The 23,544-nt window shown below is 47.7% G+C and carries 27 protein-coding genes; 3 read left to right on the top strand and 24 right to left on the bottom strand.

What is annotated here, in order from left to right; genetic code table 11:
• Positions 1-331: 331 nt before the first annotated feature.
• On the bottom strand, positions 332-1,213 hold the full coding sequence (locus tag A6049_RS21620) for a nucleotidyltransferase-like protein (RefSeq protein WP_240321510.1): 882 nt from the start codon (positions 1,211-1,213) through the stop codon (positions 332-334).
• Between the two features lie 122 nt (positions 1,214-1,335).
• On the opposite strand from A6049_RS21620, the gene A6049_RS21615 reads away from it, so the two are divergent.
• Positions 1,336-1,740 (top strand): YgzB family protein, encoded by a 405-nt coding sequence (locus tag A6049_RS21615; protein ID WP_053778954.1) that lies wholly within the window; start codon positions 1,336-1,338, stop codon positions 1,738-1,740.
• Positions 1,741-1,864: 124 nt separating this feature from the next.
• Here A6049_RS21615 and A6049_RS21610 read toward each other — a convergent pair whose 3' ends face one another.
• From A6049_RS21610 to uptA, 17 genes are all read right to left on the bottom strand, one after another.
• Positions 1,865-3,595, bottom strand: coding sequence for a glycosyl hydrolase family 18 protein (locus A6049_RS21610; protein ID WP_095206181.1), 1,731 nt, complete (start codon positions 3,593-3,595; stop codon positions 1,865-1,867).
• 137 nt (positions 3,596-3,732) lie between these two features.
• Positions 3,733-4,155 (bottom strand): peroxide-responsive transcriptional repressor PerR, encoded by a 423-nt coding sequence (gene perR, locus A6049_RS21605; RefSeq protein WP_024631328.1) that lies wholly within the window; start codon positions 4,153-4,155, stop codon positions 3,733-3,735.
• Positions 4,156-4,329: 174 nt separating this feature from the next.
• Positions 4,330-5,730: a DUF4097 family beta strand repeat-containing protein gene (locus A6049_RS21600; protein ID WP_063566624.1), complete on the bottom strand. Its 1,401-nt coding sequence runs from the start codon at positions 5,728-5,730 to the stop codon at positions 4,330-4,332.
• Between the two features lie 26 nt (positions 5,731-5,756).
• The gene (locus tag A6049_RS21595; protein WP_063566623.1) at positions 5,757-6,350 is read right to left on the bottom strand and encodes a hypothetical protein; all 594 of its coding nucleotides are present in this window, start codon (positions 6,348-6,350) and stop codon (positions 5,757-5,759) included.
• 146 nt (positions 6,351-6,496) lie between these two features.
• A complete protein-coding gene (locus A6049_RS21590; RefSeq protein WP_063566622.1) occupies positions 6,497-7,207 on the bottom strand; it encodes an MgtC/SapB family protein in 711 nt (236 codons plus the stop codon).
• A gap of 32 nt (positions 7,208-7,239) precedes the next feature.
• Complete coding sequence (locus tag A6049_RS21585) at positions 7,240-7,704, bottom strand: GNAT family N-acetyltransferase (RefSeq protein ID WP_063566621.1); 465 nt, start codon at positions 7,702-7,704, stop codon at positions 7,240-7,242.
• Between the two features lie 120 nt (positions 7,705-7,824).
• The gene (gatB, locus tag A6049_RS21580; RefSeq protein WP_063566620.1) at positions 7,825-9,264 is read right to left on the bottom strand and encodes an Asp-tRNA(Asn)/Glu-tRNA(Gln) amidotransferase subunit GatB; all 1,440 of its coding nucleotides are present in this window, start codon (positions 9,262-9,264) and stop codon (positions 7,825-7,827) included.
• A 26-nt stretch (positions 9,265-9,290) separates the two neighbouring features.
• Complete coding sequence (gatA, locus tag A6049_RS21575) at positions 9,291-10,748, bottom strand: Asp-tRNA(Asn)/Glu-tRNA(Gln) amidotransferase subunit GatA (protein WP_063566619.1); 1,458 nt, start codon at positions 10,746-10,748, stop codon at positions 9,291-9,293.
• A gap of 27 nt (positions 10,749-10,775) precedes the next feature.
• Positions 10,776-11,063, bottom strand: a complete 288-nt coding sequence (gene gatC, locus A6049_RS21570) for an Asp-tRNA(Asn)/Glu-tRNA(Gln) amidotransferase subunit GatC (protein WP_063566618.1) — start codon at positions 11,061-11,063, stop codon at positions 10,776-10,778.
• Between the two features lie 303 nt (positions 11,064-11,366).
• On the bottom strand, positions 11,367-11,750 hold the full coding sequence (locus A6049_RS21565; protein ID WP_024631336.1) for a hypothetical protein: 384 nt from the start codon (positions 11,748-11,750) through the stop codon (positions 11,367-11,369).
• A 126-nt stretch (positions 11,751-11,876) separates the two neighbouring features.
• On the bottom strand, positions 11,877-12,113 hold the full coding sequence (locus A6049_RS21560) for a hypothetical protein (protein WP_063566617.1): 237 nt from the start codon (positions 12,111-12,113) through the stop codon (positions 11,877-11,879).
• Complete coding sequence (locus A6049_RS21555) at positions 12,106-12,441, bottom strand: YxlC family protein (RefSeq protein ID WP_063566616.1); 336 nt, start codon at positions 12,439-12,441, stop codon at positions 12,106-12,108. Before A6049_RS21555 ends, A6049_RS21560 begins: the two co-directional genes overlap by 8 nt.
• Positions 12,442-12,443: 2 nt before the next feature.
• A complete protein-coding gene (gene sigY, locus A6049_RS21550) occupies positions 12,444-12,980 on the bottom strand; it encodes an RNA polymerase sigma factor SigY (protein ID WP_231952702.1) in 537 nt (178 codons plus the stop codon).
• Positions 12,981-13,078: 98 nt separating this feature from the next.
• Positions 13,079-13,330 (bottom strand): hypothetical protein, encoded by a 252-nt coding sequence (locus tag A6049_RS21545; RefSeq protein ID WP_143021589.1) that lies wholly within the window; start codon positions 13,328-13,330, stop codon positions 13,079-13,081.
• Positions 13,331-13,601: 271 nt separating this feature from the next.
• Entirely contained in the window at positions 13,602-14,234 is a 633-nt protein-coding gene (locus tag A6049_RS21540; RefSeq protein ID WP_063566614.1) for an MBL fold metallo-hydrolase, read from the bottom strand.
• 6 nt (positions 14,235-14,240) lie between these two features.
• Entirely contained in the window at positions 14,241-14,810 is a 570-nt protein-coding gene (locus tag A6049_RS21535) for a thioredoxin family protein (RefSeq protein ID WP_063566613.1), read from the bottom strand.
• A 2-nt stretch (positions 14,811-14,812) separates the two neighbouring features.
• Positions 14,813-15,427, bottom strand: coding sequence for an undecaprenyl phosphate transporter UptA (gene uptA / locus A6049_RS21530; protein WP_063566612.1), 615 nt, complete (start codon positions 15,425-15,427; stop codon positions 14,813-14,815).
• 160 nt (positions 15,428-15,587) lie between these two features.
• On the opposite strand from uptA, the gene A6049_RS21525 reads away from it, so the two are divergent.
• The gene (locus A6049_RS21525) at positions 15,588-15,935 is read left to right on the top strand and encodes a hypothetical protein (RefSeq protein WP_063566611.1); all 348 of its coding nucleotides are present in this window, start codon (positions 15,588-15,590) and stop codon (positions 15,933-15,935) included.
• Positions 15,936-16,121: 186 nt separating this feature from the next.
• On the opposite strand, the gene A6049_RS21520 is transcribed toward A6049_RS21525, so the two are convergent.
• The 5 genes from A6049_RS21520 to yyaC form a co-directional block, all read right to left on the bottom strand.
• Entirely contained in the window at positions 16,122-18,296 is a 2,175-nt protein-coding gene (locus tag A6049_RS21520) for an O-antigen ligase family protein (protein WP_063566610.1), read from the bottom strand.
• Between the two features lie 274 nt (positions 18,297-18,570).
• Positions 18,571-19,836: a class I SAM-dependent methyltransferase gene (locus A6049_RS21515; RefSeq protein WP_063566641.1), complete on the bottom strand. Its 1,266-nt coding sequence runs from the start codon at positions 19,834-19,836 to the stop codon at positions 18,571-18,573.
• A gap of 90 nt (positions 19,837-19,926) precedes the next feature.
• Positions 19,927-20,616, bottom strand: coding sequence for a DUF6483 family protein (locus A6049_RS21510; protein WP_063566640.1), 690 nt, complete (start codon positions 20,614-20,616; stop codon positions 19,927-19,929).
• Between the two features lie 240 nt (positions 20,617-20,856).
• Positions 20,857-21,648, bottom strand: coding sequence for an alpha/beta fold hydrolase (locus A6049_RS21505; protein WP_063566609.1), 792 nt, complete (start codon positions 21,646-21,648; stop codon positions 20,857-20,859).
• Positions 21,649-21,724: 76 nt separating this feature from the next.
• Positions 21,725-22,267 carry a spore protease YyaC gene (yyaC, locus tag A6049_RS21500; RefSeq protein ID WP_079697093.1) on the bottom strand — a complete coding sequence of 181 codons (543 nt, stop codon included), beginning with the start codon at positions 22,265-22,267 and terminating at the stop codon, positions 21,725-21,727.
• Between the two features lie 160 nt (positions 22,268-22,427).
• On the opposite strand from yyaC, the gene A6049_RS21495 reads away from it, so the two are divergent.
• Complete coding sequence (locus A6049_RS21495) at positions 22,428-22,652, top strand: DUF1128 domain-containing protein (RefSeq protein WP_063566608.1); 225 nt, start codon at positions 22,428-22,430, stop codon at positions 22,650-22,652.
• A gap of 122 nt (positions 22,653-22,774) precedes the next feature.
• Here A6049_RS21495 and A6049_RS21490 read toward each other — a convergent pair whose 3' ends face one another.
• A complete protein-coding gene (locus A6049_RS21490; RefSeq protein WP_063566607.1) occupies positions 22,775-23,500 on the bottom strand; it encodes a pirin family protein in 726 nt (241 codons plus the stop codon).
• Positions 23,501-23,544 lie beyond the last annotated feature (44 nt).

Genomic DNA, 23,544 nt, shown 5'->3' with positions numbered 1-23,544 from the left:
ACTCGTTGTTCAGTTTTCAAAGATCAAACTCGATTTGCGTTACTCTTTTTCGTCTCAACCGTGTTTTCGGCGGCGACTTAAATAATGTATCACATTTCGTTTGTTTTCGTCAAGAACTTTTTTTAATTTATTTTTTGAAGCTTTTCGTTCTTCACTAATTCCTATGCAGAATTTATCATTTGTTGACGATAAGCTCGTTTGAGGAACGAAATATAATGTATCATATTTCCTGAATAAGAGTCAACCTCTTTTTATAAATTATTAAACAAACAAAAAAGGAAGGTTTCCCCTCCCACTTTATAATCCATATAACGTCAGGCTTCACGAGTAACTACGCCTCAATCCAATAGCGGATTTCCCGCCCATCTCCTCCTATAAAGGATGGCCATCCTGCCGATTCTTTTACTATAGAACGAAACACCAGCTTACGAAGGATAAGCGGCAAATCCTCCCGTACGAATCTCAACTGTGGATGATGGACAAGTTCATCCATACTCCACGGTTCTCTTCGACTTCCAAGCACACGCAGAAGCAATCCAGAGCAATCGCTCATTTTGGACATCACTGAGAATTCACAAGCAAGCAGCACAAGCTCAACTCTCTGTTCCAGAGTCTCTGAACTTACTGTAAGCTCCTGATAGAGCTTCCACAAAGCACGATCCAAACTCTGCACATGTGTCCAGACCGCATGATCTGGGTAGATCCCCTGTTCAATAAGTACAATTCTTGCCCAGTTCCCCAGAGCCTCAAGAACATTGTAATAGGCATCAACAACATGTCCTTCTTGAATGTAACGTTTCGCTTCCACATACATTCTCAAAAAACTGGCGAATTCATGTAGCAGCTTTTGCTCACGCAGTTCGGTTCCAAAAGTAGATAGTTCCTCTCGCAAATCACTCAAGGCGTTATCCGCTTCCCAGATGATCTCACCTTCAATCAGGCACTGCATGATGTTATTGTTATCCCCCGTGATTACACTGCTCTGCAGCTCATGACGGCTGACATAGATTATTTGATAACGAAGATCACCATATTTGTAGTGTCCAACCTTGGATATCAACTGGTCGGTATTATGAACAACAAGTACGAGCAATTCAAAATCCTGGATTAGGGAGCCGTGGAATCGCTCTCCCGGGTGGGAATAAGCGATAGCCCCAACTGCCCCTGTCTCTTCCGACTGTTCGGACAAAAAAGCAAGGTTCTTTAGTTCCACGATTCCCTCCATACAATTCATGGCAGATAAGCGCCAAGTCAGTTATAATGTAATTCTACATGTAGGCTGAAGTTTCCTTCTTATCCAGGTCCGATACTACTCATACGATAGGAGCATTTTTCATGATTTTTAAATCAGCAAAAATTAATGCTTTTCGCACTTGGGGACTACTGCTTACCATGCTAGGCATGGGCCTAATGGTACTGGGAACTGCCGGAATTGTGTTCTGGGGACACGCAGGCAAAGTATTTGCTGCTGTGGGACTCGTCATCGGCCTGATCGCCATGATGGCTAGTCTGGCCATTTATTTCTGGGCTGGTATGCTTTCCACAAGCGCAGTACAAGTGGACTGTCCGGAATGTGGCAAGTTAACCAAAATGCTCGGCAAGACGGATCGTTGTATGTTCTGTCACACCATCCTTACCCTGGACCCTAATCAGGCCAATACTACCAGTTCACAACTGAAAGCGCATTCCACACCTCCATCCCCTTCCGACACAGATCATGGCATGAGTTCCAACAGCTAGATTTTCTTTTCATCAAAGCCCAGAGACAGAAAAAAGGCCCGGTATCTTCACCGGACCTTTTTTTGAATTTCAGAAGCACTTTTAAATTAATTAATATATAAGTTCAAAGAGAGCTATTTCATGTTTATTTCGAATACCCTGCCTGTTTTAGCGTCTCCCATGCCGATGCATCGGCGAAGCTTCGATTCCATGCAGCTACTCCACCCAATTTCAACGAAGCAACCAAATCAACACGTGCCTGAAGCGAAACGGCATCTTCTATCCAGATTTTCTTAGTGGCCCCATCCTCGGAATATTCCACATAATTCTGTCCGCTTTGTTTATCCAGAACAGGTTTGAGTTTCTTTTCCTTGATCAGGTCTGCGACGGTGCTCATGCCTAACGCTTTGGAGGACACTTTCACTTCTCCTTGATCATTGGTCTCTTCCGTCCAGATTCGAGTATATAGCGGCACAGCCATAATCAATTTGTTCGATGGTACTTCATCCTCTTCCAGGATCTTTCTCATAGAAGACTCGGTCCAAGGAAGCGAGGCAACCGAACCGGCCTTTGGACTCGCAGCCCAGTGCTCGTCATACGCCATAACGACAATATAATCGGCAAAAGAGCCTAACGAGCGACGATCCAGAAAAGCAGACCACATCTCACTGTTCGATTTCGGCGTCACATCAACCGAGAGCATCAAACCATGAATGCGCGCCATTGCTTTGATTTCGCGGACAAATTGAGTGATATTCGGTCCATCGTCTGTATAGACATTCTCAAAGTCAATGTTAATGCCGTCCAAATGATACGTCTGTGCATACTCCAGCATCTGCTCTATAATACGCGTACGTGTCTCATATGAGGCCACGGCTTCTTTCGTAACATCCGGATCAAAGCTGTTATCCATCAAGCCCCATACTTCCATGCCGGAATGGTGAGCCCAGTTGACGTATGCTTTATCCCCTTTACTTTTTACGTTGCCTTGTCCATCTGTAATATGGAACCATGTGGGGCTGACCACATTAACTCCAGGCATCTTGCCAATCGAAGACACATCAGGCTGTCGGTTGTATACGGCTTCCCAAACCAGGTTGACCGGTTTATTCTGCCACTTTTTCTCCGCCGCAGTCAGGGTAAATTTAGGCTTGTCCAGTTCCTTTTTCTCCGTAAGAGTGACATACTTATTAGCCACATAACCGGCATAACCATTATCCAACTGAACAAAGCTCTGGTCATCACCTGTCTGCCATACCCTTACTCGTGCGTCCTGCTCCATATCGGCGATGATGGGAGAAGATTCTCCCCCGCGTTTGTACAAAGGAACCGTTTTGTCTGCCTTGGAAGACAATGTATTAATCTCCGCATACTGAATCGTGTCACCTCCACGCATCAGCAGAACGGCACCCGTTGTAACATCTTCCTGTATAGCTATCCCATATACTTCTTTCAATGGTTTGAGCGGAATATAAGCTTCTCCCCCAACCACCTCCGGTTTAACCGTCATGGGATAATCTCGATGATTAAGTTCCGCTTTCGTACTGCCTTCCTTCATATGGAGTACTCGCTGCGGTGTTGCAATAATGATATCTCCTGTGTCTGCTTCATAACGTATTCCGGGATCGATCGCCTCTTGCAGCACCGATACGGGCAATTTAAGCTGATCTCCCGTTCCTGAAGCCTCGCCATCCATCAATTGTCCGTCTACAAAAATAGGTTGATTCATACCAATCCAGTCGGGGTCTTCGTGAATCTGATTAAGCCAAACATTCGTTATTAGCCAATAAGCACCGCCTGCAACAACACAGGCAGCCAAAAATCCAGGCCAGAACGAGCGGCGCTTCTGACGTGTATATCTGCTTTTTCTACTCAAACGTCTACCTCCGTTAATCATGCTGAATCATGAAATAGCTAAACTGCTGAAGACTATATACATTCTATCGTCCTAAAAACAAAAAACGTGAAGAATCCAAACTGAATTCTGCACGTTAATATTGTAATTCATCTCTCTTAATCCCTGCAACTTTTACAAACACCATATACTTCCAATCGGTGACCATGTACTTCAAATCCTGTACTTGACTCCGCCTGGAGCTCCACGCTTTTTAGCGAAGGATAACTAAAATCTTCAATCTTGCCGCATTTATCACAGATAACATGGTAATGATCCGTCACATTGGCATCGAAGCGACTTGAGTTATCCCCGTATGTCAACTCCCGGACCATGCCCGCTTCCAGAAACATCTTCAAATTGTTATATACAGTCGCCACGCTCATACTGGGAAACTGGGGTTCAAGCGCACGGTAAATTTCATCGGCTGTCGGATGCCCCATGGATTCCATCAGATAGTTCAATATGGCATGACGCTGGGGTGTAATACGGACACCGGTCGTTTTCAGATGCTCCAACGCATGTTGGACACGTGTTGCCATAAAACCCACCGCCTTACCTTTCATTACTCTGCAGAGACAGAATGTATGATCACATGTTCTCTTCATTCAGAGTTGATCCTCGGCTGGAACAACGACATTACATTTTCCTGCCGTGTAACCTTGCCAGTTTATATTTATTGTACGGCGATTGCAAGTTTATTGTCAACGCGCCAGTCAGGGAACTTCGGACGTTTCGCCTTGGGAATTCTGTCCGTCTTCGGTCATTTGTTCCAAGTTATCGTCTGTATCTTCCGAATCCAGTGAATTCGTTCCAACAGGAGGCACTGCAGGATTACGATCAATCGTGAGGTTGCTGTTCCCCTCAACTTTAACCGTATACTCTCCTTCACCAAGCTGGCCCTCAATCGTTTTATTCTTCACTTTAAACGGCAGATCCGTTTGCAGATCTCCATAACTGCTGGAACCACTGAGGCTATAATCCCCCCGCTCCGGAAGCAGAATGTTAATAGCTCCTACAGCGCTATAAATGTCCCAGTCACCGCCTACTTTGGCGGATACAATACTTATACTGCCATTGAGGGATTGAGCTTTAACTGCCAAACTTGCGCCGTCTACATTGATATTTCCGTTTCGTGTATCCGCTGTGATCTCTCCGACGGAGTCCGTGATGTTAATACTTCCGACTTGTGTAGTCAGATTCACATTTCCAGAAACCCCACGGGCCTTCATGTCCCCACGATTACTGTTCAAGTCCACATTTCCGATCGCATTTGCCACAACGACATCACCATTCAACGTTTTACCGGAAATATCACCTACGGCATTCGTAATTCTAATCCGTCCATTTCCGGTCTCGGCCAAAATGGTACTAATGGCTTCCGGACGATTCAACAATATGGCTCCATTGGACGTCCGAATATCGAGATTGAAACGACGATCATCCGGGATCGTTATGGTGATATTCATCCGCGGCTGTGTTTTCTCGTTCTCTCCATACGTTTTGCCTGTAGTCTTGATATGAATCACTTTTGTCCCGTCTGCCTCAACAAAAGAAGCGTCCGCCACTGCTTTGGCTTGTACTTCAGTTGTCTGATCCACCCAAACTACCGTGCGCACTTCAATCTCTTCCGTATCCCCCCGCTGTATCGAGATATCCCCGTTCACTCCCTCAACAACAAGGTCCGATGTATCCATACCTACAGGCACCCGAATCGTGCCCTTATCTTCCATATATCCTGCTGCCTGACTATAGTCCATGGATGCCGCTCCGAGATTAAGACTCACCCTGTTCCACAAATGCATATAATGATCCTGCTCAGAAACGATAAATACAGAAGCCGTCAGGACAAGGGACGTCAGGATGCCCTTCGCATCGGGTCTGAAGCGCATTTTAATTTTCTCACCTTGGTTGTCTGAGCCTGCATTCCCTCTTCGACGTGTCACTAAGAACAACAGTATGTATTCTACACCTAACACAACGAGCAAGAGGGGCCACCAATCGACCATCTCATATACATAGTCCGTTCCCCACCGTTTATCCAAAATCAACAGCACACCGACAGCTACGAGTAAGGCGGCAGCCGTATAGCGGCCGACCCGGACTTTACGGTTCATGGCTATCCCTCCTTGAATAGTTCACACTAGATTTTCTTCTTGCGAAGCATGACCCAGATTTCCCGTCCGAAAAGGATTAGTCCTCCTGCGATCATCAGAACAGCAAAAGTGTATCCGCCATACACAGCGATTAACTCTTTAAACCAACGTGGTTTACGAAAGAACAATACCAGCAGCGATCCCCCTACAATCAGGAGCAATCCAAACGAAATGCCTCTTTCCCACACCATCATGGCTTCCCCTGCAGAACGTTCATTAGGAATGGGCTTGTCCGAGCTATTGTGGGTAACCGCTCTTCTCCTGCGCATCATCACCCAGTCCGCAGATTGCAATACGTCGAATACATTGTAAAAGTAAATCACCGGAATAAACAACGCCAACAGGATAAGCAATGGTACATTGATCTGTATTCCAATGGTTGAGAAGTACAAGAGTGCTGACAGGTCCAGTAGTACAAGCATCATGAAAGTCAGACCTCTCATGTATAATCGGAGATAAATATGGCCCAGACCCGGAATAACCGCACTTAGTAACCCGGCAATAAACTTGTGAGTTCGATTTCGGACAGGTTTTCCGCGCGTTCCGCTGGAAGTGTTGTTCGACTGACGTTTGCGTTTCATAAACGACTCCTTTCTTCCGGGCTGATGTTCCCGCTCTTCATGCATTTGGTTAGATAGTACCCTAAAGAGCCGGGAGAGTAACTGGAAGAAATATGGTTATGAGCAAAAACCCTCCGGCACTAAAGGCCTCAGAGGGTTTAATTCAATTATTCGACTGACACTTTCGTTACATGTTCCCACTGTCTTAACTTGGATACGAGATGCACTGCACTCAATTCATGTGGCATGTAGACATGCAGCACAATTTCAATTTTGCGTTCAACCGATATCATTTCAGCATAAGCCAAATCCTGTTCATTCACCGTTATTTTACGGATTTTGATCTTCTCCTGCTCCATAAATGAAGATACCTGTTCCAGAAAACCGGGCTCAGACAAAGTATGAAGTGTAACGACATGCAGTTTGTTTCCTCGTATATACCTAAGCTCCAACTTGTTGAATACCCAGAGATTAAGTAATACCAAGACGGTTGACACGATGGAGGCAAAAAAGAATCCTGCGCCTGTTGCTAGTCCGATGGCTGCCACAACCCAAATGGAAGCCGCCGTTGTCAGTCCGGTAATCGATTTGCCGGTAAAAAGAATCGTGCCCGCTCCGAGAAACCCAACGCCTGTAATAACGGCTGTAGCCAGACGGGCCGGATCAATTCTTACGTTTAATTCATTTGCAAAATCTTTAAAACCATAAATAGACAACATCATGATTAGTGCAGATCCAAGACATACCAAAATATGGGTACGCAGACCGGCAGCATGATTGGAACGCTCCCGCTCCAGGCCTACAAGCCCTCCAAGCAGCATAGCCAGTAATAATCGCAATAAAATGTGCCACTCATCTATTAACCAGGGATTGCCCAAAGCCGGTATTCCTCCTCCAGTTGTTCACATCATTAATCTTTATTCTTATGAAATGTCGTTAATTCCACTCCAGGTGCAATCTGTACAACCTCCACGGGCTTAAAACCGAATTTGGTATACAATTTCACGGCTGGCTGGTTCAACGTTCCTGTGGAAACGATATAACGCGGAAGATCCGGATACTGTTCAAACACATACGTCATCAAAGCAGCAGCAATCCCTTTACGAAAATGATCAGGATGCACCATCATGCGTGTGATCGTCAATGTATTGATCTCTTCCTCATCCACCGCAATCGCACCAAGCAATTCCCCATCCGTGTCCAGATAGCCATAGAAAGTCTCTCCACAGTTCTGAAGTGTCTCCATCGTATCCATCAAAGGCGGAATTTCCTGGAACCCGATGATCTCGGCTTCGAGCCGATAAGCTACATGCTGCAGTCGCCAGAGCTGCCCTACGGTCTCCAGATCATTCAATGACAAAGATTGAATCTTCATAACCTACCTCATCTCCTTCGTACGTCCACTGAATCCAGGACAATAAAATCAAACTTATGCCCTAACAAAAAGAGGCTGTCACAGGGACGAGCCTCTTTCTGTCCGGCCTCACCGGATGGATTAGCGGTTCAGTACATCTGTAAGCAGTTGATTGGCTAGTCCCGGATTGGCTTTGCCTTTGCTTTCTTTCATGACTTGACCAACGAGGAAGCCAATGGCCTTCTGCTTACCAGCCTTGTAATCTTCCACGGATTGCGGGTTGTTCGCAACAACCTGCTCCACAATCGCGAGAATGGCACCTGAGTCACTAATCTGGACCAGACCTTTTTCTTCAACAATTTGCTGTGGAAGCTTGCCGCTCTCGAGCATTTCCTTAAATACCGTTTTGGCGATTTTACTGTTAATTGTACCTTTTTCAAGCAATCCAATCATCTCACCCAGACCTTGGCCAGTCAGTGGCACCTGAGTCAATTCAAGGTTGCTTGTATTCAAATAACCAAGCAAATCACCCATAATCCAGTTGGATACGGCTTTGGCATCCTTGGTGTATTTCAGACTGTCTTCAAAAAGATCAGCGACCGCTTTGGAAGAGGTAATAACCTCAGCATCATAATTAGGCAGTCCATAATCAGCGGTATAACGGGCTTTACGCTCGTCCGGAAGCTCCGGTATGGAAGCTCTGATCCGTTCTTTCCAGGCTGCATCGATATGCAGCTTAACCAAGTCCGGGTCTGGGAAATAACGATAGTCATGCGCTTGCTCTTTACCACGCATCGACAGTGTTTTCCCTTGAGCCTCATCCCAGCGACGAGTTTCCTGAACCACTTCGCCGCCGTCGTCCAAAATTTCCGCTTGGCGGAATTGTTCATATTCCAGACCACGCTGAACGCCACGGAAGGAGTTCATGTTTTTCAGTTCGGCTCTCGTTCCCAGCTTCTCTTGTCCATGCGGACGCAAACTAATGTTGGCATCACAACGCAGTGAACCTTCTTCCATCTTCACGTCGGATACATCACAGTACTGCATGATGGCACGCAATTTCTCCAGATATGCACGAGCTTCCTCCGGAGAAGAAATCTCCGGCTCAGAGACAATCTCCACGAGCGGCGTACCAACACGGTTGAAATCGACCAATGAAGCATAGCCGCCGTCCACGTGGGTAAGCTTCCCTGCATCTTCTTCCAGATGAAGACGCGTAATGCCGATTCGCTTCGTTTCACCGTTGACTTCAATATCGATCCAGCCATTCTCACCGATCGGTTGATCGAATTGTGAGATCTGATATGCTTTCGGAGAATCGGGATAGAAGTAGTTTTTGCGGTCAAACTTGCTGACATCAGCAACAGTGCAGTTAAGGGCCATGGCTGCTTTCATCGCGTAATCTACAGCCTGGCGATTCAATACAGGCAATACGCCTGGGTGTCCGAGACAGACCGGACAAGTATGTGTATTTGGCGGAGCTCCAAAGGCAGTGGAGCAGCCGCAAAAGATTTTGGAGTTTGTATGCAACTCGACATGGACTTCAAGTCCAACGACCGTTTCATATTTAGATGCGGACATTTCTATATTCCTCCGTTCCGGGCAGTCTACAGCTGCGGACGCTGCTTGTGGAATTCCGTATTTTGTTCAAACGCATGCGCTACGCGCAGTACGGTCGTTTCATCAAAAGCTTTACCGATAATCTGCATGCCAACAGGCAGTCCATCCGAGAATCCGCAAGGGATGCTGACTGCAGGTACACCAGCCAGGCTGACCGGAATAGTCAGAATGTCGTTGAGATACATCGTAAGTGGGTCATCGACTTGGGAACCAAGTTTGAATGCCGTTGTTGGCGCAGTTGGTCCAATGATGACATCATATTTGGCAAATACGTCGTCGAAATCCTGTTTGATCAACGTACGCACTTTCTGAGCTTTCAAATAATACGCATCGTAGTAACCCGAGCTGAGTGCATAGGTTCCAAGCATGATGCGTCGTTTCACTTCAGGACCAAAACCTTGACTACGGGACTGGTGGTACAAATCCAGCAAGTTTTCCGGATTGTCTGCACGAACACCATAACGCACGCCGTCGAAACGAGCCAGGTTCGAAGAAGCCTCTGAGGAAGCGAGCAGATAATACGTAGCCACCGCATATTCGGTATGCGGAAGCGATACTTCTTCCCATGTTGCACCGAGTCCTTCGAGGACTTTCAGGGCAGACAGGACGGTTTCTTTAACTTGAGGATCGACGCCTTCACCAATGTATTCCTTCGGAACAGCAATGCGAAGTCCTTTGACATTCCCTGTCAGTCCGCTCAAGTAATCCGGGATATCCACTTTCGCGGATGTCGAATCTTTGGCGTCATAACCAGCAATGGCTTGCAGCACATAGGCAGAATCCTCGACATTTTTCGTCAAAGGTCCAATTTGATCCAGGGAAGATGCGAATGCAACCAGACCAAAGCGGGAAACGAGTCCGTAGGTAGGTTTCAAACCAACAACGCCGCAATAGGATGCAGGCTGTCTGATCGAGCCCCCTGTATCTGATCCCAATGTGAAATAAGCTTCTCCTGCCGCAACAGCCGCAGCAGATCCACCACTGGAGCCGCCTGGAACACGATCGAGTGCCCATGGGTTACGTACAGGGTAGAAGCTTGAATTTTCATTAGAGCCGCCCATGGCGAATTCGTCCATGTTCAGCTTCCCGATCGTCACGGTATCCGCCGCTTTCAGCTTCTCGACAACCGTTGCATCATACACCGGGTCGAAATTGCGCAAAAACTGGCTGCCGCATGTTGTACGCAGTCCGTTCGTAACGATGTTGTCCTTAATGCCGACTGGCAGACCGAAAAGCAAACCTTTCTCCTCACCGCTGACGAGACGATCATCCAGTTGACGTGCACGAGCACGTGCTTGTTCTTCATCCAGCGCCAGATAAGCCTTAACCTTTTCATCCCGTTCACCAATGTTCTGATATGCCTGATTCACCAGATCGCTGACCGACAGCTCCTTGGCGTGCAGCTTGTTATGTATCTCCGGCAACGATTGTTCAAATAAACTCACGTAATTCGTCCTCCTTCCGGTTATCCGTTATTCCATTACAGCAGGCACTTTGAATTGCCCGTCTTCTTCATCTGGTGCATTGCGCATGACCTGTTCAATCGACAGACTTTCTTTCGTCTCATCTTCACGCATCACATTGCTGACGTGCAGCACGTGAGTGGTAGGCTCAATGTTCTCTGTATCCAGTTCATTCAGCTTCTCAGCATATTTTAAAATCGCGTTCAGCTGCCCTGTCAGGGTTTGCTCTTCTTCAGCAGTCAAATTAAGCCGGGCCAGCTTGGCCACATGCTGAACGTCATTATTCGAAATACTCATTTCCGGATGCCTCCTTCATTCGTTCTAATTCCTGAAACCGCCGAAAACGAATCGTCCGTTTAACGGGCTAAAGTCCCAAGATAACTTTTTTCATTATAGGTGAGATAGTTCGACAATTCAATGCAAATGACCCGAGTTACCGAATATGCAAAATAACACCACATCAGGGGAGTCTTCCTTTAATGCGAATTTCAAAACCTATTAACTGAATTTTTACGCGTTAACCAGGATAATGAGGAGCTTCAACGTTCATATGTTCCAGTCTAATCAAAAAAGAGCCGGCATCAGCCGACTCTTAAAATTCTAAATCCATGCACGCAGGTTAACCTGCTTTATAAAATCCGCCTGGGACATAACATCGTTCGCGGTTTCCTCTTCCTCTTCCACAGCTTGAAAATCTCCGTTCATCAGATGATGAAACAGTTTCTCATTGTGTGTCGCAAGGGCGTAATCTATCAACGCTTCTCGCTCGACCCGCTCAGCTTCCTGCTTCAGCAGAACCTCTTCTAGATCGACGTCGCCGGATGGAACAAAAAAGTTCCGATTCACCTGCGGCACTCGAAGCACGTAATCGAACGCATTGTCCGGATTCCGGTCATAAGCGATGATGAAACCATATTCCCCCACAGGAAGATTCTGCTCAAACGCATCCGCGACGATGACAACCTTCTCTCCTAATCGCAGCATCGTCTAACCTCCTGGTAGTCTATCTTTTTATTATTTGTATAGTCTACTAGAAAAGAATAGCGCTGTCTACGATTACTAGAATTAAACAAAACATTTGTGCAAAATCTTTTTTCCAACCCGTGAACTCTATGGTTTGTCCGACGTTTGCTTAGGGGGTCTGCGATCTGCTCGCACCACAATGAACCAATATATGATCAAAGGTGTTGGGAATCCGGTAATGCCCCACAATCCCCATAACCAGGGGAAACGGCCACGTCTGCGTGCATCCTGAAAGATCCATGTTCCCTGTATTAGCAAAAGAACGGCAATCAGAATAAGCCATATGAGAGGAATCTCATTTAAAGAATAATGCAGATCATTCATGACGAGTCTCCTTCCGGCGTCTCCCTGACCAGATTACTCCCACGGCAATCGCTGCGCACAAGCTAATCGCCTGGATACCCAAATATAGAGCTGGAGCCGAATGGAACAATAAGGCACCAAAAGCGATAATGAACAATCCCACAATCCAGAACAAAATCATTTCGATCCGATTGGCTCGTCGTCTCATTTGTTTTCGTTCCTTGACTTGGGCTTCAATGGAGGCTAATGAAGGAATGTTTACAGGCTCATATGCATCATCGAGCACTCTCATCTGTTGTTGCATCCGCTTCAGAATCTCTTGTTCATCCTGTTCCTCAGATCTGCTCATGCTCAACCCAGCTCCTTTCTCAATTGACGAAGGCCATAGGCAGTTCGAGACTTCGCCGTTCCGGATGGAATACCCAGCATTTCACCGATTTCATCATAGCCATAACCATAATAATGCTTCAGCAGGACGGCAATACGATGTTCTGGGGTTAACCTTGTCATAGCATCCATAACATCTGTCCATTCTTCATTCCGGCTCTCAAATTGCCACCGCAATTTCCGTACAGCCTGATTACGAATGGCTTCCAGCCAAATCTGTTCTCTTCGTCTGCGCCTGGACTTGTCGATATATATACGGGTGGCAATCGTAATCATCCATGACGAAAAGGCAGACGAGCCATCGTATCTATAAATATTTTCCATACATCGAATCATCGTATCCTGCACCGTCTCCTCAGCAACGTTGGGGTCCATCGTTACTTTGACAAGATACTTATACACAAAGGCGTAGTGACGCTGCAGTAGTTCTGCCAGTGCACTGTCATCCCCCTGTATCGCTCTCTGTACCTCTTCCAGTTCGGCTGCCTCCATCTGCATCATCACCTGCTCTCCGCTCAGTCTTATGTTATTACGACAGGCTCTGCAGAAACGTTCAATTCAATCCAAAAAAAATCTGAAGCCGACAATTTCCCGGGCAATCAGACTTCATTTCGGTAATCTTGCAGTTTGTCGAACCACGGTTGGTTGCGGGCTCCACTGCTTAATAAACGACTCCTCCATATATTTTGCTGTTGATCCTTGATTGGATTCATCTCATTATTCATGTAGTTATGTAGTTGAGGACGCTGGGTAACTGCTTCTATTCTGCCACTTTCCATTGCTAGACGGTTTTCTTCGATGATCAGGTTCTCGGCACGTTGTCCAAACTGAATCACTCGCTTTTTCTCCACTTCTAATTCCTCGCTCTCATTAGACGATCTTCTGTAGATACTTGTCAACGATCTGTATGTAGGGTTAAACGGATGTAACTTTTATAAAAAAGTGGCTGAAAACAAAAAAAGAACGCAAACCGGGTATAGACCACAGTCTGCGTGCTTCGCAAGTTAGGGTGTTTCTTTGTATTGCTTCAGTTAGATGGTGCTTTAACGCTTGTAACAACTAATTGCTATTCTAATGAAAAAGTTGTCACTTGTCCAGACTTTCTTCACATAAATTGTCGGATCATCTTGCAGACACGTAAGGATTGTTCTTCTTCTCATATCCGATTGTCGTTTTGGGACCATGACCTGGATACACTTTGACCTCATCCGCGAAGGTGTATAACTTGTTCTGGATGGAATCAATCAGATCCCGTTCACGACCTCCGGTCAGATCCGTTCTGCCTACACCCATACGGAACATAACATCACCAGCAAACAGATCGTCACCACACAGCAGACTTACACTGCCTGGGGAGTGTCCCGGTGTATGGTACACTTTGAACGTATGACCAATAAAGTTCAGAGTCTGCCCTTCGTCCAAGGCATATTCAGCTGGATCTGTCGAAAGCGGCGGGGTAGCCTGCGGCCAGTTCAAAGAACCATTCAATTTCGGCGTCGTAAGCCAATCACTCTCCAAGTCATGCAAATAAACGGGACAGCCTTTCAATTTGCGAATTTCATCCACGCCGCCCATATGATCAAAATGCGCGTGAGTAAGCAGGATCGCTTCGATCTCCAGGTCCTGAATAGCTTTGAGTAATGAGCCCGGATTCATTCCAGGGTCAATGATTACGGCTTTACCTGGATCATCACCCTGCAACAGATACGCATTGGTCTGGAGCGGTCCCAAAGAAAATGTACGAATGTTAAGCATATCGGCTCAGTAACCCGAAATCAGTTCACGCAACTCACGAATAATAGCTGCATTTGACTCCGTTCCTTCCCCATAACGTTTACCAATCTCTTGACGTGCTACAGCCAAATTATCCTGATAATCTGCTGCTTCACGGTCCGGGTTGAGACGTTTGAATTCAACCATAACTTCCTGCACATGTTGCGGACGAGGTCCCCATTGACCCAGTACATGTCCGCCCGTATCTGCAAAAATAACGACAGGAACAGAGCGTCCGCCCATCGTAAGGAACTCATCCATCACTTCAGGGTGATTTTCCAAAATAAGAACTTCTGTCGGAATGCCGGAAATTTCCAGCGCCTGGAATACGACTGGAACATTGCGTACCACATCGCCACACCAGTCAGCAGCCAAAATTAACACACGCAAGTCATCGCGGTGATTCAGGCTTTCGAAAAATCCACGATCATCCTCACTTGGCCATACAAAGCTGTCATAGTTTGCCTGAAACTCACTTTGGTTCTTCGTCATGCTCTCAATGAAATCTTTCGGTGGCAGACCTTTACCGAATTTGTGAGACAAGTTTGGTTTTCCCATAACTAGACACTTCCCTTCTTTTTACGAGCATTCATCCATTTAATAAGTACATAAACAATCATAAGTGCGAGAGCAACGAGCAGAATCGGCATAATATAAGGTGCCGCTTTCTCGTTGATATGTTGCCATTGATCTCCAAGTATCATCCCTAAATATATAAACAATGCAGACCACGGTATAACAGCGAGGGTTGTCAGCAAAATAAATCGACCCGTATGCATTTTGGATATACCGGCAGGAATCGATATGGCATGTCTTACGACCGGAACAAAACGCGCCGTGAAAATGACCCCTGTCCCATACTTGCGGAACCACTCTTCGGAATGGTCGATGTGCTTTTTCTGGATCAGTATGTATTTTCCGTAGCGTTCAAGTACAGGTCTTCCGCCATAACGGCCAATCCAGTAAATAAATAGCTGGGCTATGACACCGCCCACGGTACCAAAAATCAATGCACCGAAAAAATTAATATGGCCTTGTGAAACGAGAAAACCTCCATATGCCAGTACAATTTCACTCGGAATAACTTCAAGCATTAGTCCAAGCATAATTCCAAAGTATCCAAGACTCTGAATCCAATCGAATAATTGATTGACAATGTTATGAATAACGTCCATCTCGACCCTCTTTCTTCATCCTGATTGGCAGTGCCCTTCCGCACCATGGATGTTCGTCCCTATTTTATCACAGGCCTGTAGCTGTTGCTACTTCACCCGTCTGGGATAGTGTCCCGCAGGCAGGCGTTTGCATATGGTATCGGGAGAGGAGCGTGAGAAGATGTCATTCAAATCAGCACCCGGTACTCCCCCGGTCAAACATAACACCCCAGGCCAGAAACTGCCTTCTGCCCGCGGTATCCGAAGAGCATGCAGCAAAGAGCTGTATCGAACAGCCAAAAAGCTAAAGGTATATATCTCCCCAGAGCTGATGAAGCAGGCGGAAGAATTGTATTATGGGAAGGTCATCACCAATCTGCTCTGGATCGGAGAAAATCGGGATAATCGCAAAAAATTATGCGAATGGTGGAACGCGGATGTCAGCTTAGATATTGCGACTCTATGGGGTGTAGAGGTAGAACCGCTGCAAGCTGCCTTTAAGAATGCGTTTGGCGGATATCGCTTGTAAGTTGGGAGCAATGAACAGGTAGACGAACAGCTTATGGTGCAGCATTTTGTTCGATTTTGAATAACCCGAACTGAGGCGTAAGCCAATACTTTCGTTGGATCCATGCGAGATCGTTCATGCCGTTACAAGTTGAATCATTGTTTTCATGGATCTCGTTCTCTTTTAGCGTTGGATGAGGTCAGATATTCAGGGAATCTTTCTGGTCACCTCTGAAGCAAGTAGATCAAAAGCAAGGAGGCGCAGATTATCCCCGTAACGTAATGCGTCTTCTCCAAGCTCAAAACGCCGATCATTCCTATCCTTCTCTGATGCTACTTTTTCGGCCAGTTGTCTGTAACGTTCATATATCCTTACTCCAGCAGCAGCGGTCTGCCTTCCTCGTTCAGCATACCCTGACGCCAGTTCCATCCGTGATGCCTGTTCCATCCAATACAGGGCTTGGGACTGGCTGGACGCGTCAAAACGATTCTGGGCCAGGCCTTGTTCAAAATAGTTCCCGGCCGACTCTCCTCTACCCGATTGAGCGGCTAACCGCCCCAGCTCTCCGTAGAGTTGGGGTGAAACAGGGGAAAAGGACAAGCTCTGCACCAATATGGAGTCAGCCTTTTTTGCTGGAAGCGTACGGGACAGGGAGATGGCGATATCCGGTCTGTAGGGGTTGAACTTGTACGCCGCAGTAAGCAGCACCTTTTGTTCAGCACTTCCTGTATTTTTTGACATGGCTAAACGATATTGTTGTTCTGCCGCCACTTGTTGTCCAGCAAGCCAGACTGTGCCGCCAAGCCAAAACATGACGAACAGTCCCGTTAATATCCCTTGAGGCCACGGGCTTAACGGACGGAGAAAACGAGACCGTTTTTTGTCAGCCACGGATTCCTGAAGAGTTGACGACGAGAGGGCCCAGCCCCCAAGCCAAATGAACAGCATCCAATTGAAGGTGAAGCTCCAGTCAAAGTCCATAGCGCCATGGAGGACAAAAACAATAACCGAAGGCAGCAGCTGCGGTGCATGCCTCCACATCGTTCGCAGGGTGGAAAAGAACCATCCGGCGATGAGCAGTAACCCGATCACGCCTGTATCGAGGGCCAGATCGAGGAAGCCGTTGTGGCCCTCGCCTCCGACATAAGGCGAGGATTGGATGGCGCGAAACATATTGCGCCATGTCTCTCCCCCGTGGCCCAGCCATGCAGCCTCGGTCCAGAGCTTCAGGGCGTCCCGCCACATCTGAAGGCGGGACAGCCCTGTGCCGACACCAGCCGCCATGCGGTCGGCTGTGGAGGCCACGGCCACAGTGGCGGCGGCGATTCCCGCCAGCACTGTGGCCGTGCGGGCAGCGGCGCGTGCACGAGCGCCGCTGTGCCACAAACGGCACAGCAGCAGCGTGCCGAGCAGCGCAGCTGCCCATGCTCCGGCCAGTGCCAGCAGGCCGGGCACGGGTGCAGGCGCCAGCTGGGCCGCAGCCAGCTGGCGATAGAGCCAGGCCGCGCACGCCAGTGGCGCGGCCGTGGCCAGCAGCAGCGGCAGGCGGGCACCGCGCCGCTGCAAAGCGAAGGCGGCGACCGCGGCGCAGCCGGTCGCCAGCCAAGCGCCGCGCGACTCGCTCAGCAGGAGCGCAGCAAGCGCAGGCATGAGCGGCAGTGCTGCCGCGATGAGCCGCCCGGCCGACAACGGCCGGGCTATGGCTCGCGCGGCGGCAGCCAGCCGCTCCAATGCGTACATGCCAACAATGGCACCGTACGCATTAGGGTACTGCAGCAATCCGCCGAGCCGGGCTCCAGCGGAGCTGATCTCGGGGTCAGCGGTTCGCATGACCCCATAAGGCATCGGCAGCACACCGCACGCGGCTAGCACTCCGCTTAGAACAAACAGGCCGCCTGCCAATTGCCAGCCACAGGCAAACCAACGCGTTCCGTTCGCGCGTGATGCCAGTATGACGGTTAGCAACGCAAATATCGCCAGAAGGCTCCAGCGCAGCATCTCATCCAAACTTCCCTGTACGCTGACAGAGCCCATCCATACATGCAGGCCAAACCAGACTGCTATTGCCAGGGGCCAAAGCATCCAGCGGAAGTGAGCATACTGCATAATCGCCTCATATAGTCGTTTGAGGTAATCCAACCACTGAGCAATCCCTAACTGCCCTCTCGTCTTCGGTGCATTGAAGCACATAATGAACAAAACAAACCAAATAAGTACACTTCCTGATGCCATCAGTACCAGAGGATATACGTCCGTAGCATAAAACAATCCCCTACATAGACATCCTGTCAACAGTAAAGCCACTGCAAGTAAACCAAGAACTGCCGTTAATGCCGATTCTGAACTCCACTTGGCTTTCTCATCTGATTTTCCTCCCTTCATACGTCCCTCTCCTTTCTCCCGTCTCCGTATTCTTCTTAATTAATTTCAAACAAAAAAAAGACAGAAGCCCCATTAGGGTCTTCTGCCTGATTACATGCCTTTGGCACATTATATATATTTTCACGGGACCCTCTTATCAGTATGTCCCGTCATCGGCGATGGCAGACGAACTGCATCGTCTAAAAGAACAAGCAACTCAATCATGTATCATCCTTTTTGCCATCTGCCATCAAACATTATGCATCACTCTTCATTGTTCCATAGACATTCACATTCAACAGTGATCACAGTGACTGGCATCTTTGATGGATTCCCCATTTGAATTCTCCTGGCTCGCATCTGCCCCATGGTTCGGCGCAGCTTCTTTCAGCTTGCCGCCACCTGGGAGCAAGTCCGCACAAGCCCGCTCCAAATAAGGATCTGCGTGAATGAAATCACGGAATGCGGTATATTCGTTCCACATGTCAGCAGTCTGCCCAGCCTGGCCTCGTACGGCACGGATTAAAATATTTTTCGGCGTATGCTCCATGTCGATAAATTCAAGCAGCTGCGTTTTGTATCCCATCAGATCGAGCAGCTTGGCCCGAATGGCATCGGTTGCCAAAGCGGAGAAACGTTCCTTCAGAATACCGTGTGACAACAACGGGTTCATCACGTTGGATTCAATCTGATCAAATAGCTCATGCTGACAGCACGGTACAGACAGAATGACCGAAGCGCCCCAACGAACGGCTTTCTCCAAAGCAGCATCGGTTGCTGTATCACAGGCATGCAGCGTTACAACCATATCCACTTCATTCAACTCGTCATAGTCAGCGATGTCTCCAACGAGGAACTTCAGGTCACCGTAATGCAATTTGTTTGCCAGATCATTGCAGTGTTCAATAACATCGGCTTTTAAGTCGAGGCCAATAATTTTAAGCGATCTGCGCTGCTGTACGGACAAATAGTGATATAAAGCAAAGGTGAGATAAGACTTCCCGCAACCAAAATCAACAATGGTAAGTGGACGGCCCTCCGGCAGATGCGGGATGACGTCCTGAACCATTTCGAGGAAACGGTTGATCTGTCTGAACTTGTCGTACTTGCGAGCCAAAACGCGGCCTTCCTCGCTCATAATCCCCAGCTCCACCAGAAATGAAACGGGAACTCCATCTTCCAGCACATATTGCTTTTTGCGATTATGCGAGAGGTCCACCGCAGTCTTGGAAGGCGACTTGGTCAAGATGGACACTTTATATTTTTTGCTGATCAAAATTTGATAGTCTGCGTCTGTAGTACAGAGCAGTCCTTGACGAAACGTCTCTTCGCATAGCAAAGTCATGCGCTCTGCCGCTTCATCCGGAGTCAAATTCTCGTGCAGCACTTTGTTGGTATAATGAAATGCGAATTGATAATGAAGCTGATTCTTGAGCGTTACCGGCTTGACTTGCACTTTCGTATACGAGACATTGTCCCGTCTGCGCAGCTGGCTCCAGGTCGCTGTAATCAGCGAATTCTGTTCAAAGATGTCTTGTATAAGCTTTCGCAATGAATCCACGGGGGTACATCTCACTTTCGGTTTGGTTTGGTCAACCGTTACCATAACACAATTCCGTTCCCTCTCCAAGTTAACGGCCTATTCATCGGTTTAACGGTTCAGCTCGGCAATCCCCTCTTCCACTTCCTCACGAGGCAAACCACCTTGTTGCAATTGCTCATCTTCCAGTTGTCTTAACCTTTCATAGAAAGCCTGTACCTCACCCCGATACTGAATGGGATGGCTGTCATCTACCTGCAGCAGTCTGTACCAGCTATTCTCAGCCTGATCATAACGCCCCTGCTGTTCACGATACAGGGCAAGCTGCTTTTCCGTTCGTGCCGGAAGTTCGTATTGTTTCGTCTGCTCCAATATTCCCTCCACACGATCTGGTGCATCCAGCAGCTTCGGATTAGCCCCATTATTCAGTGCGTACAGGTAAAAATGAAGTGATCTCATCAGACGAATAAGTGCTTCATTCTCCGACTCCATTTTTTCCTGGTCATCTATGCCCTCTACTTTGGCCTTTTCATTATAAATGTACGCCTCTTCTTCGATCAGCCTGGCGGCTTGTTGCAGATTGTCCACTTCAATGACGCCGCGAAAACGGAACATTTCAATGACATCCTCGGCCGGCAGTGAGTTCAGCAGAGATAAATTCAGTCCAAACTGCCTACGCAGCAGCTCGTCCAGCTCGGACAGAGCCTCCGTGTGTTTTCGCTGTTGTTTAAGTGTAAATACTTTGCCGATCGCTTCTGTCATTTCCTCCATCATGCGGAGCAGATAATCTTTCCTGAACATGCTATGTGCCCCCTCATCATTCGATCGTGTACCTTCCAGTTTCACTTGCATGATCCATTCTCATCATTTTAATTCATGCCATGACAAAAAGCCAAAACATGGTCTATGGCTCGTCCTATGCTCTGGCCCTGAACAAATAAAACCCCTGCCGTTCTTGAGCGAACGTTGCAGGGGTTTAGCAAAATACCGACGCTCCGCCAAGGAGGCGAAATCATCCGATACTCTATTCATGTTCCATTATTACTTCGATAATCCCGTCAAAAATTGTTTAATGACCTGAATTAAATCTTCCGGAGCTTCATACATGCTCATATGTCCTGCCCCAGGAATCACGGCTTGTGTAATATGTGGTTTGTCACTTGTGAATGTACGTTCCGGCGGAATGACGGCATCCTTCTCTCCGGCAACCAGTAGGACAGGAAGCGGTGTAGCGGACAATACATCACGACGATCCGGTCGTTCCCGCATAGCCAGTGCAGCTCCAGTTGCCCCTTGTGGCGCAGTCTGGTAACCAATTTCCTTCACACGAGTCACTTGCGTCGATAGCGATTCCAAATGTTCTTGTGCAAACAAACCGGGAACCAGCCCATCTACAAAGTGAACAATGCCTTCCGTCTGAATGGTGGATACTGCACGAAGGCGTTTTTCTTTGCCTTCTTCACTATCCGGATAGGCTGTGGAATGAATCAAGCCGAAGGCATTCAATCGTTCTGGGTGGCGCTGTGCGATAGAAAGTGCGATATATCCGCCCATGGAGTGACCGAGCAGGAAAGCCTTGTCCACCTTTAGCTCATCCATTAATTGCAATACGTCATTGCCCATCTGATCAATGGTATAACTACCTACAGGTGCGTCCGTTTTGCCGTGTCCACGCAGATCGGGTACGATGCAACGATAGCTGCGTGCAAGCTCAGGCACCACTTCATCCCAGTAGGATGAACTGCCGCAGTATCCGTGGAGCAAAATGAGTGCTTCTCCCTTACCCTGTTCGGCATAACAAATCGTCGTTCCGTCACACATCACTTTTTCCATATAAATCCCTCTCTCTGCGCGAATTAAATTAATTCAAGTTGTATATTATTAAGCCTGCATATCATTAATGAAACGTTTATCTGTATTTCACTGCTTCGGCGACCGCCTCTGCAATCGATCTGGACATGCCCATAACGAAATGAAGCGAGGTCATCTGTAGAATGGAATAAGGTCTCGGTCCATTAGCATTCACTACAGCAGCCACGCTGTAATGACCAACTGGCGGCAGCTTGCCTCCAACCGATTTTGCCGGAATCAGTGGATGTTCCGCAAGATAGTATGTACCTGTTGCCTGTTTTGGACCCAGACAAGCATCAATGGCGATGATGGCATGATGTGACGGGACAAGCGCCAGCCTCTTCTCCAGTGTATCCGCATCACAAGGAGAAGCCAGAGTTCCTACAACGTGATTCACTCCATACTCCTGCAGTAGACTGCCTGTCAGTGGGCCCAGAGCATCTCCGGTGGAACGGTCCGTCCCGATACAGACAAAGGTGATTTCATCCGGTGAATGAAGCTTATAGATGTGCTTGAAAAATAATACCAAGTCTTCTCCCTGCACATTGTGGCGGGCTTCCCTACTTTGATGACGAACCAATTCCCGCTTATATACGGCCAATCTCTTACCTCCTTATACACATGTACTTCCTGCCTGAGTCTCTATTGTTATATTCCTCATTTTACCCGATGCTTGATTTCGTCGCAAAAGCATTGGCCTGAGCCTGTCCAATCATGATACAATGACAACAGTTTCCGATACGGAAGGGATGGACATAACGATGGATTTAACGCAAGCAAGCGCAGCCAACATGGAATATATGATTGAAGCAATCAAAACGAAGTTGCGGATGGCCAGTGGAGCTGCCATGCAGGCTTCGTCTTTCCCACTTGCGAAGTATGAAGATTTGTTTGACCTGTATGAAATGGTCCTAAGCAAGGAACATCTGAGTATCTCTGAAGTGGAAGCTGTCGCTTCCGAACTGGGTAATCTCCGCAAATCCTAGGGCGGTATCGCCCACCAAACTTTGAGAGACTCTTTTACGAAGGCAGCTACAACAAGCCGTACAAAAAGGACCTGTTCTCCACATCACAGTGGAGACAGGTCCTCTTGCGTTTGTTTTTTTCGTCAAGGCAAATCCACCAATACAAATTCAGCCGTCTCGCTGCCTGTACCTGTAATTTGCAGATCACAGCTTTTGCGGATTCGTGCAGCATCACCCGGCTTGAGATTGAAATTGCCGTCTGAACATACAATCTCGATATGGCCACTAATCAGGAAGAGATGTGTACGCCTATCTTCATGTTGAGGGTACATTAATTTTTGACCGGATTCCAGATGGGATAGATAACAAGTTACATCCTGTGAAATAGGCAATGCTCCCTCGGCTCCTTCTCCCCCTTGCCCCGATACAATCGGACAAAGACGGTTCAGATGCTCCTGAGCCTCTACACGACGATTAGTATACGAGGGCTTCAACATGCGCTGGGATGGCAGGAACCACATCTGTAGAAAGCGTACCGGTTCATCCTCTGACGGGTTAGTCTCTGAATGCTCTACGCCAGTGCCCGCACTCATGACCTGAACTGTTCCCGGTTCCAACAATTGCTCCGTTCCCATGCTATCCGTATGTTTCAACGTACCTGATATGACATAACTAACAATCTCCAAGTCATGATGTGGATGTCGCTTAAAGCCTTCCTGCGGCATCAGTGTGTTGTCATTATGAGCCAGAAGACAACCAAAATGGGCATTGCTTGGATCATCATAGTCCGCAAAGGAAAAGCTGAATTCACTGTGTATCCAACCTCGATCCGACGTGTGCCTTTCTTCCGATGTCACTACTTTAATCATGTTCATCCACCTCCAAGGGTTTAGAGCTGCCGCACTTTCGCAGC

Source organism: Paenibacillus sp. O199, assembly GCF_001636635.1.
Taxonomy (GTDB): domain Bacteria; phylum Bacillota; class Bacilli; order Paenibacillales; family Paenibacillaceae; genus Paenibacillus; species Paenibacillus marchantiae.
This window is presented reverse-complemented; position numbering and strand designations above follow the sequence as displayed.

Bases quoted from the DNA above. Each gene is read 5' to 3' on its own strand.
- A6049_RS21615 (WP_053778954.1), top strand. From the start codon at position 1,336: ATGATTTTTAAATCAGCAAAAATTAATGCTTTTCGCACTTGGGGACTA.
- perR (WP_024631328.1), bottom strand. From the start codon at position 4,155: ATGGCAACACGTGTCCAACATGCGTTGGAGCATCTGAAAACGACCGGT.
- A6049_RS21600 (WP_063566624.1), bottom strand. From the start codon at position 5,730: ATGAACCGTAAAGTCCGGGTCGGCCGCTATACGGCTGCCGCCTTACTC.
- A6049_RS21595 (WP_063566623.1), bottom strand. From the start codon at position 6,350: ATGAAACGCAAACGTCAGTCGAACAACACTTCCAGCGGAACGCGCGGA.
- A6049_RS21585 (WP_063566621.1), bottom strand. From the start codon at position 7,704: ATGAAGATTCAATCTTTGTCATTGAATGATCTGGAGACCGTAGGGCAG.
- gatB (WP_063566620.1), bottom strand. From the start codon at position 9,264: ATGTCCGCATCTAAATATGAAACGGTCGTTGGACTTGAAGTCCATGTC.
- gatC (WP_063566618.1), bottom strand. From the start codon at position 11,063: ATGAGTATTTCGAATAATGACGTTCAGCATGTGGCCAAGCTGGCCCGG.
- A6049_RS21565 (WP_024631336.1), bottom strand. From the start codon at position 11,750: ATGCTGCGATTAGGAGAGAAGGTTGTCATCGTCGCGGATGCGTTTGAG.
- A6049_RS21560 (WP_063566617.1), bottom strand. From the start codon at position 12,113: ATGAATGATCTGCATTATTCTTTAAATGAGATTCCTCTCATATGGCTT.
- A6049_RS21555 (WP_063566616.1), bottom strand. From the start codon at position 12,441: ATGAGCAGATCTGAGGAACAGGATGAACAAGAGATTCTGAAGCGGATG.
- sigY (WP_231952702.1), bottom strand. From the start codon at position 12,980: ATGATGCAGATGGAGGCAGCCGAACTGGAAGAGGTACAGAGAGCGATA.
- A6049_RS21540 (WP_063566614.1), bottom strand. From the start codon at position 14,234: ATGCTTAACATTCGTACATTTTCTTTGGGACCGCTCCAGACCAATGCG.
- A6049_RS21535 (WP_063566613.1), bottom strand. From the start codon at position 14,810: ATGGGAAAACCAAACTTGTCTCACAAATTCGGTAAAGGTCTGCCACCG.
- uptA (WP_063566612.1), bottom strand. From the start codon at position 15,427: ATGGACGTTATTCATAACATTGTCAATCAATTATTCGATTGGATTCAG.
- A6049_RS21525 (WP_063566611.1), top strand. From the start codon at position 15,588: ATGTCATTCAAATCAGCACCCGGTACTCCCCCGGTCAAACATAACACC.
- A6049_RS21520 (WP_063566610.1), bottom strand. From the start codon at position 18,296: ATGAAGGGAGGAAAATCAGATGAGAAAGCCAAGTGGAGTTCAGAATCG.
- A6049_RS21510 (WP_063566640.1), bottom strand. From the start codon at position 20,616: ATGTTCAGGAAAGATTATCTGCTCCGCATGATGGAGGAAATGACAGAA.
- A6049_RS21505 (WP_063566609.1), bottom strand. From the start codon at position 21,648: ATGGAAAAAGTGATGTGTGACGGAACGACGATTTGTTATGCCGAACAG.
- A6049_RS21495 (WP_063566608.1), top strand. From the start codon at position 22,428: ATGGATTTAACGCAAGCAAGCGCAGCCAACATGGAATATATGATTGAA.
- A6049_RS21490 (WP_063566607.1), bottom strand. From the start codon at position 23,500: ATGATTAAAGTAGTGACATCGGAAGAAAGGCACACGTCGGATCGAGGT.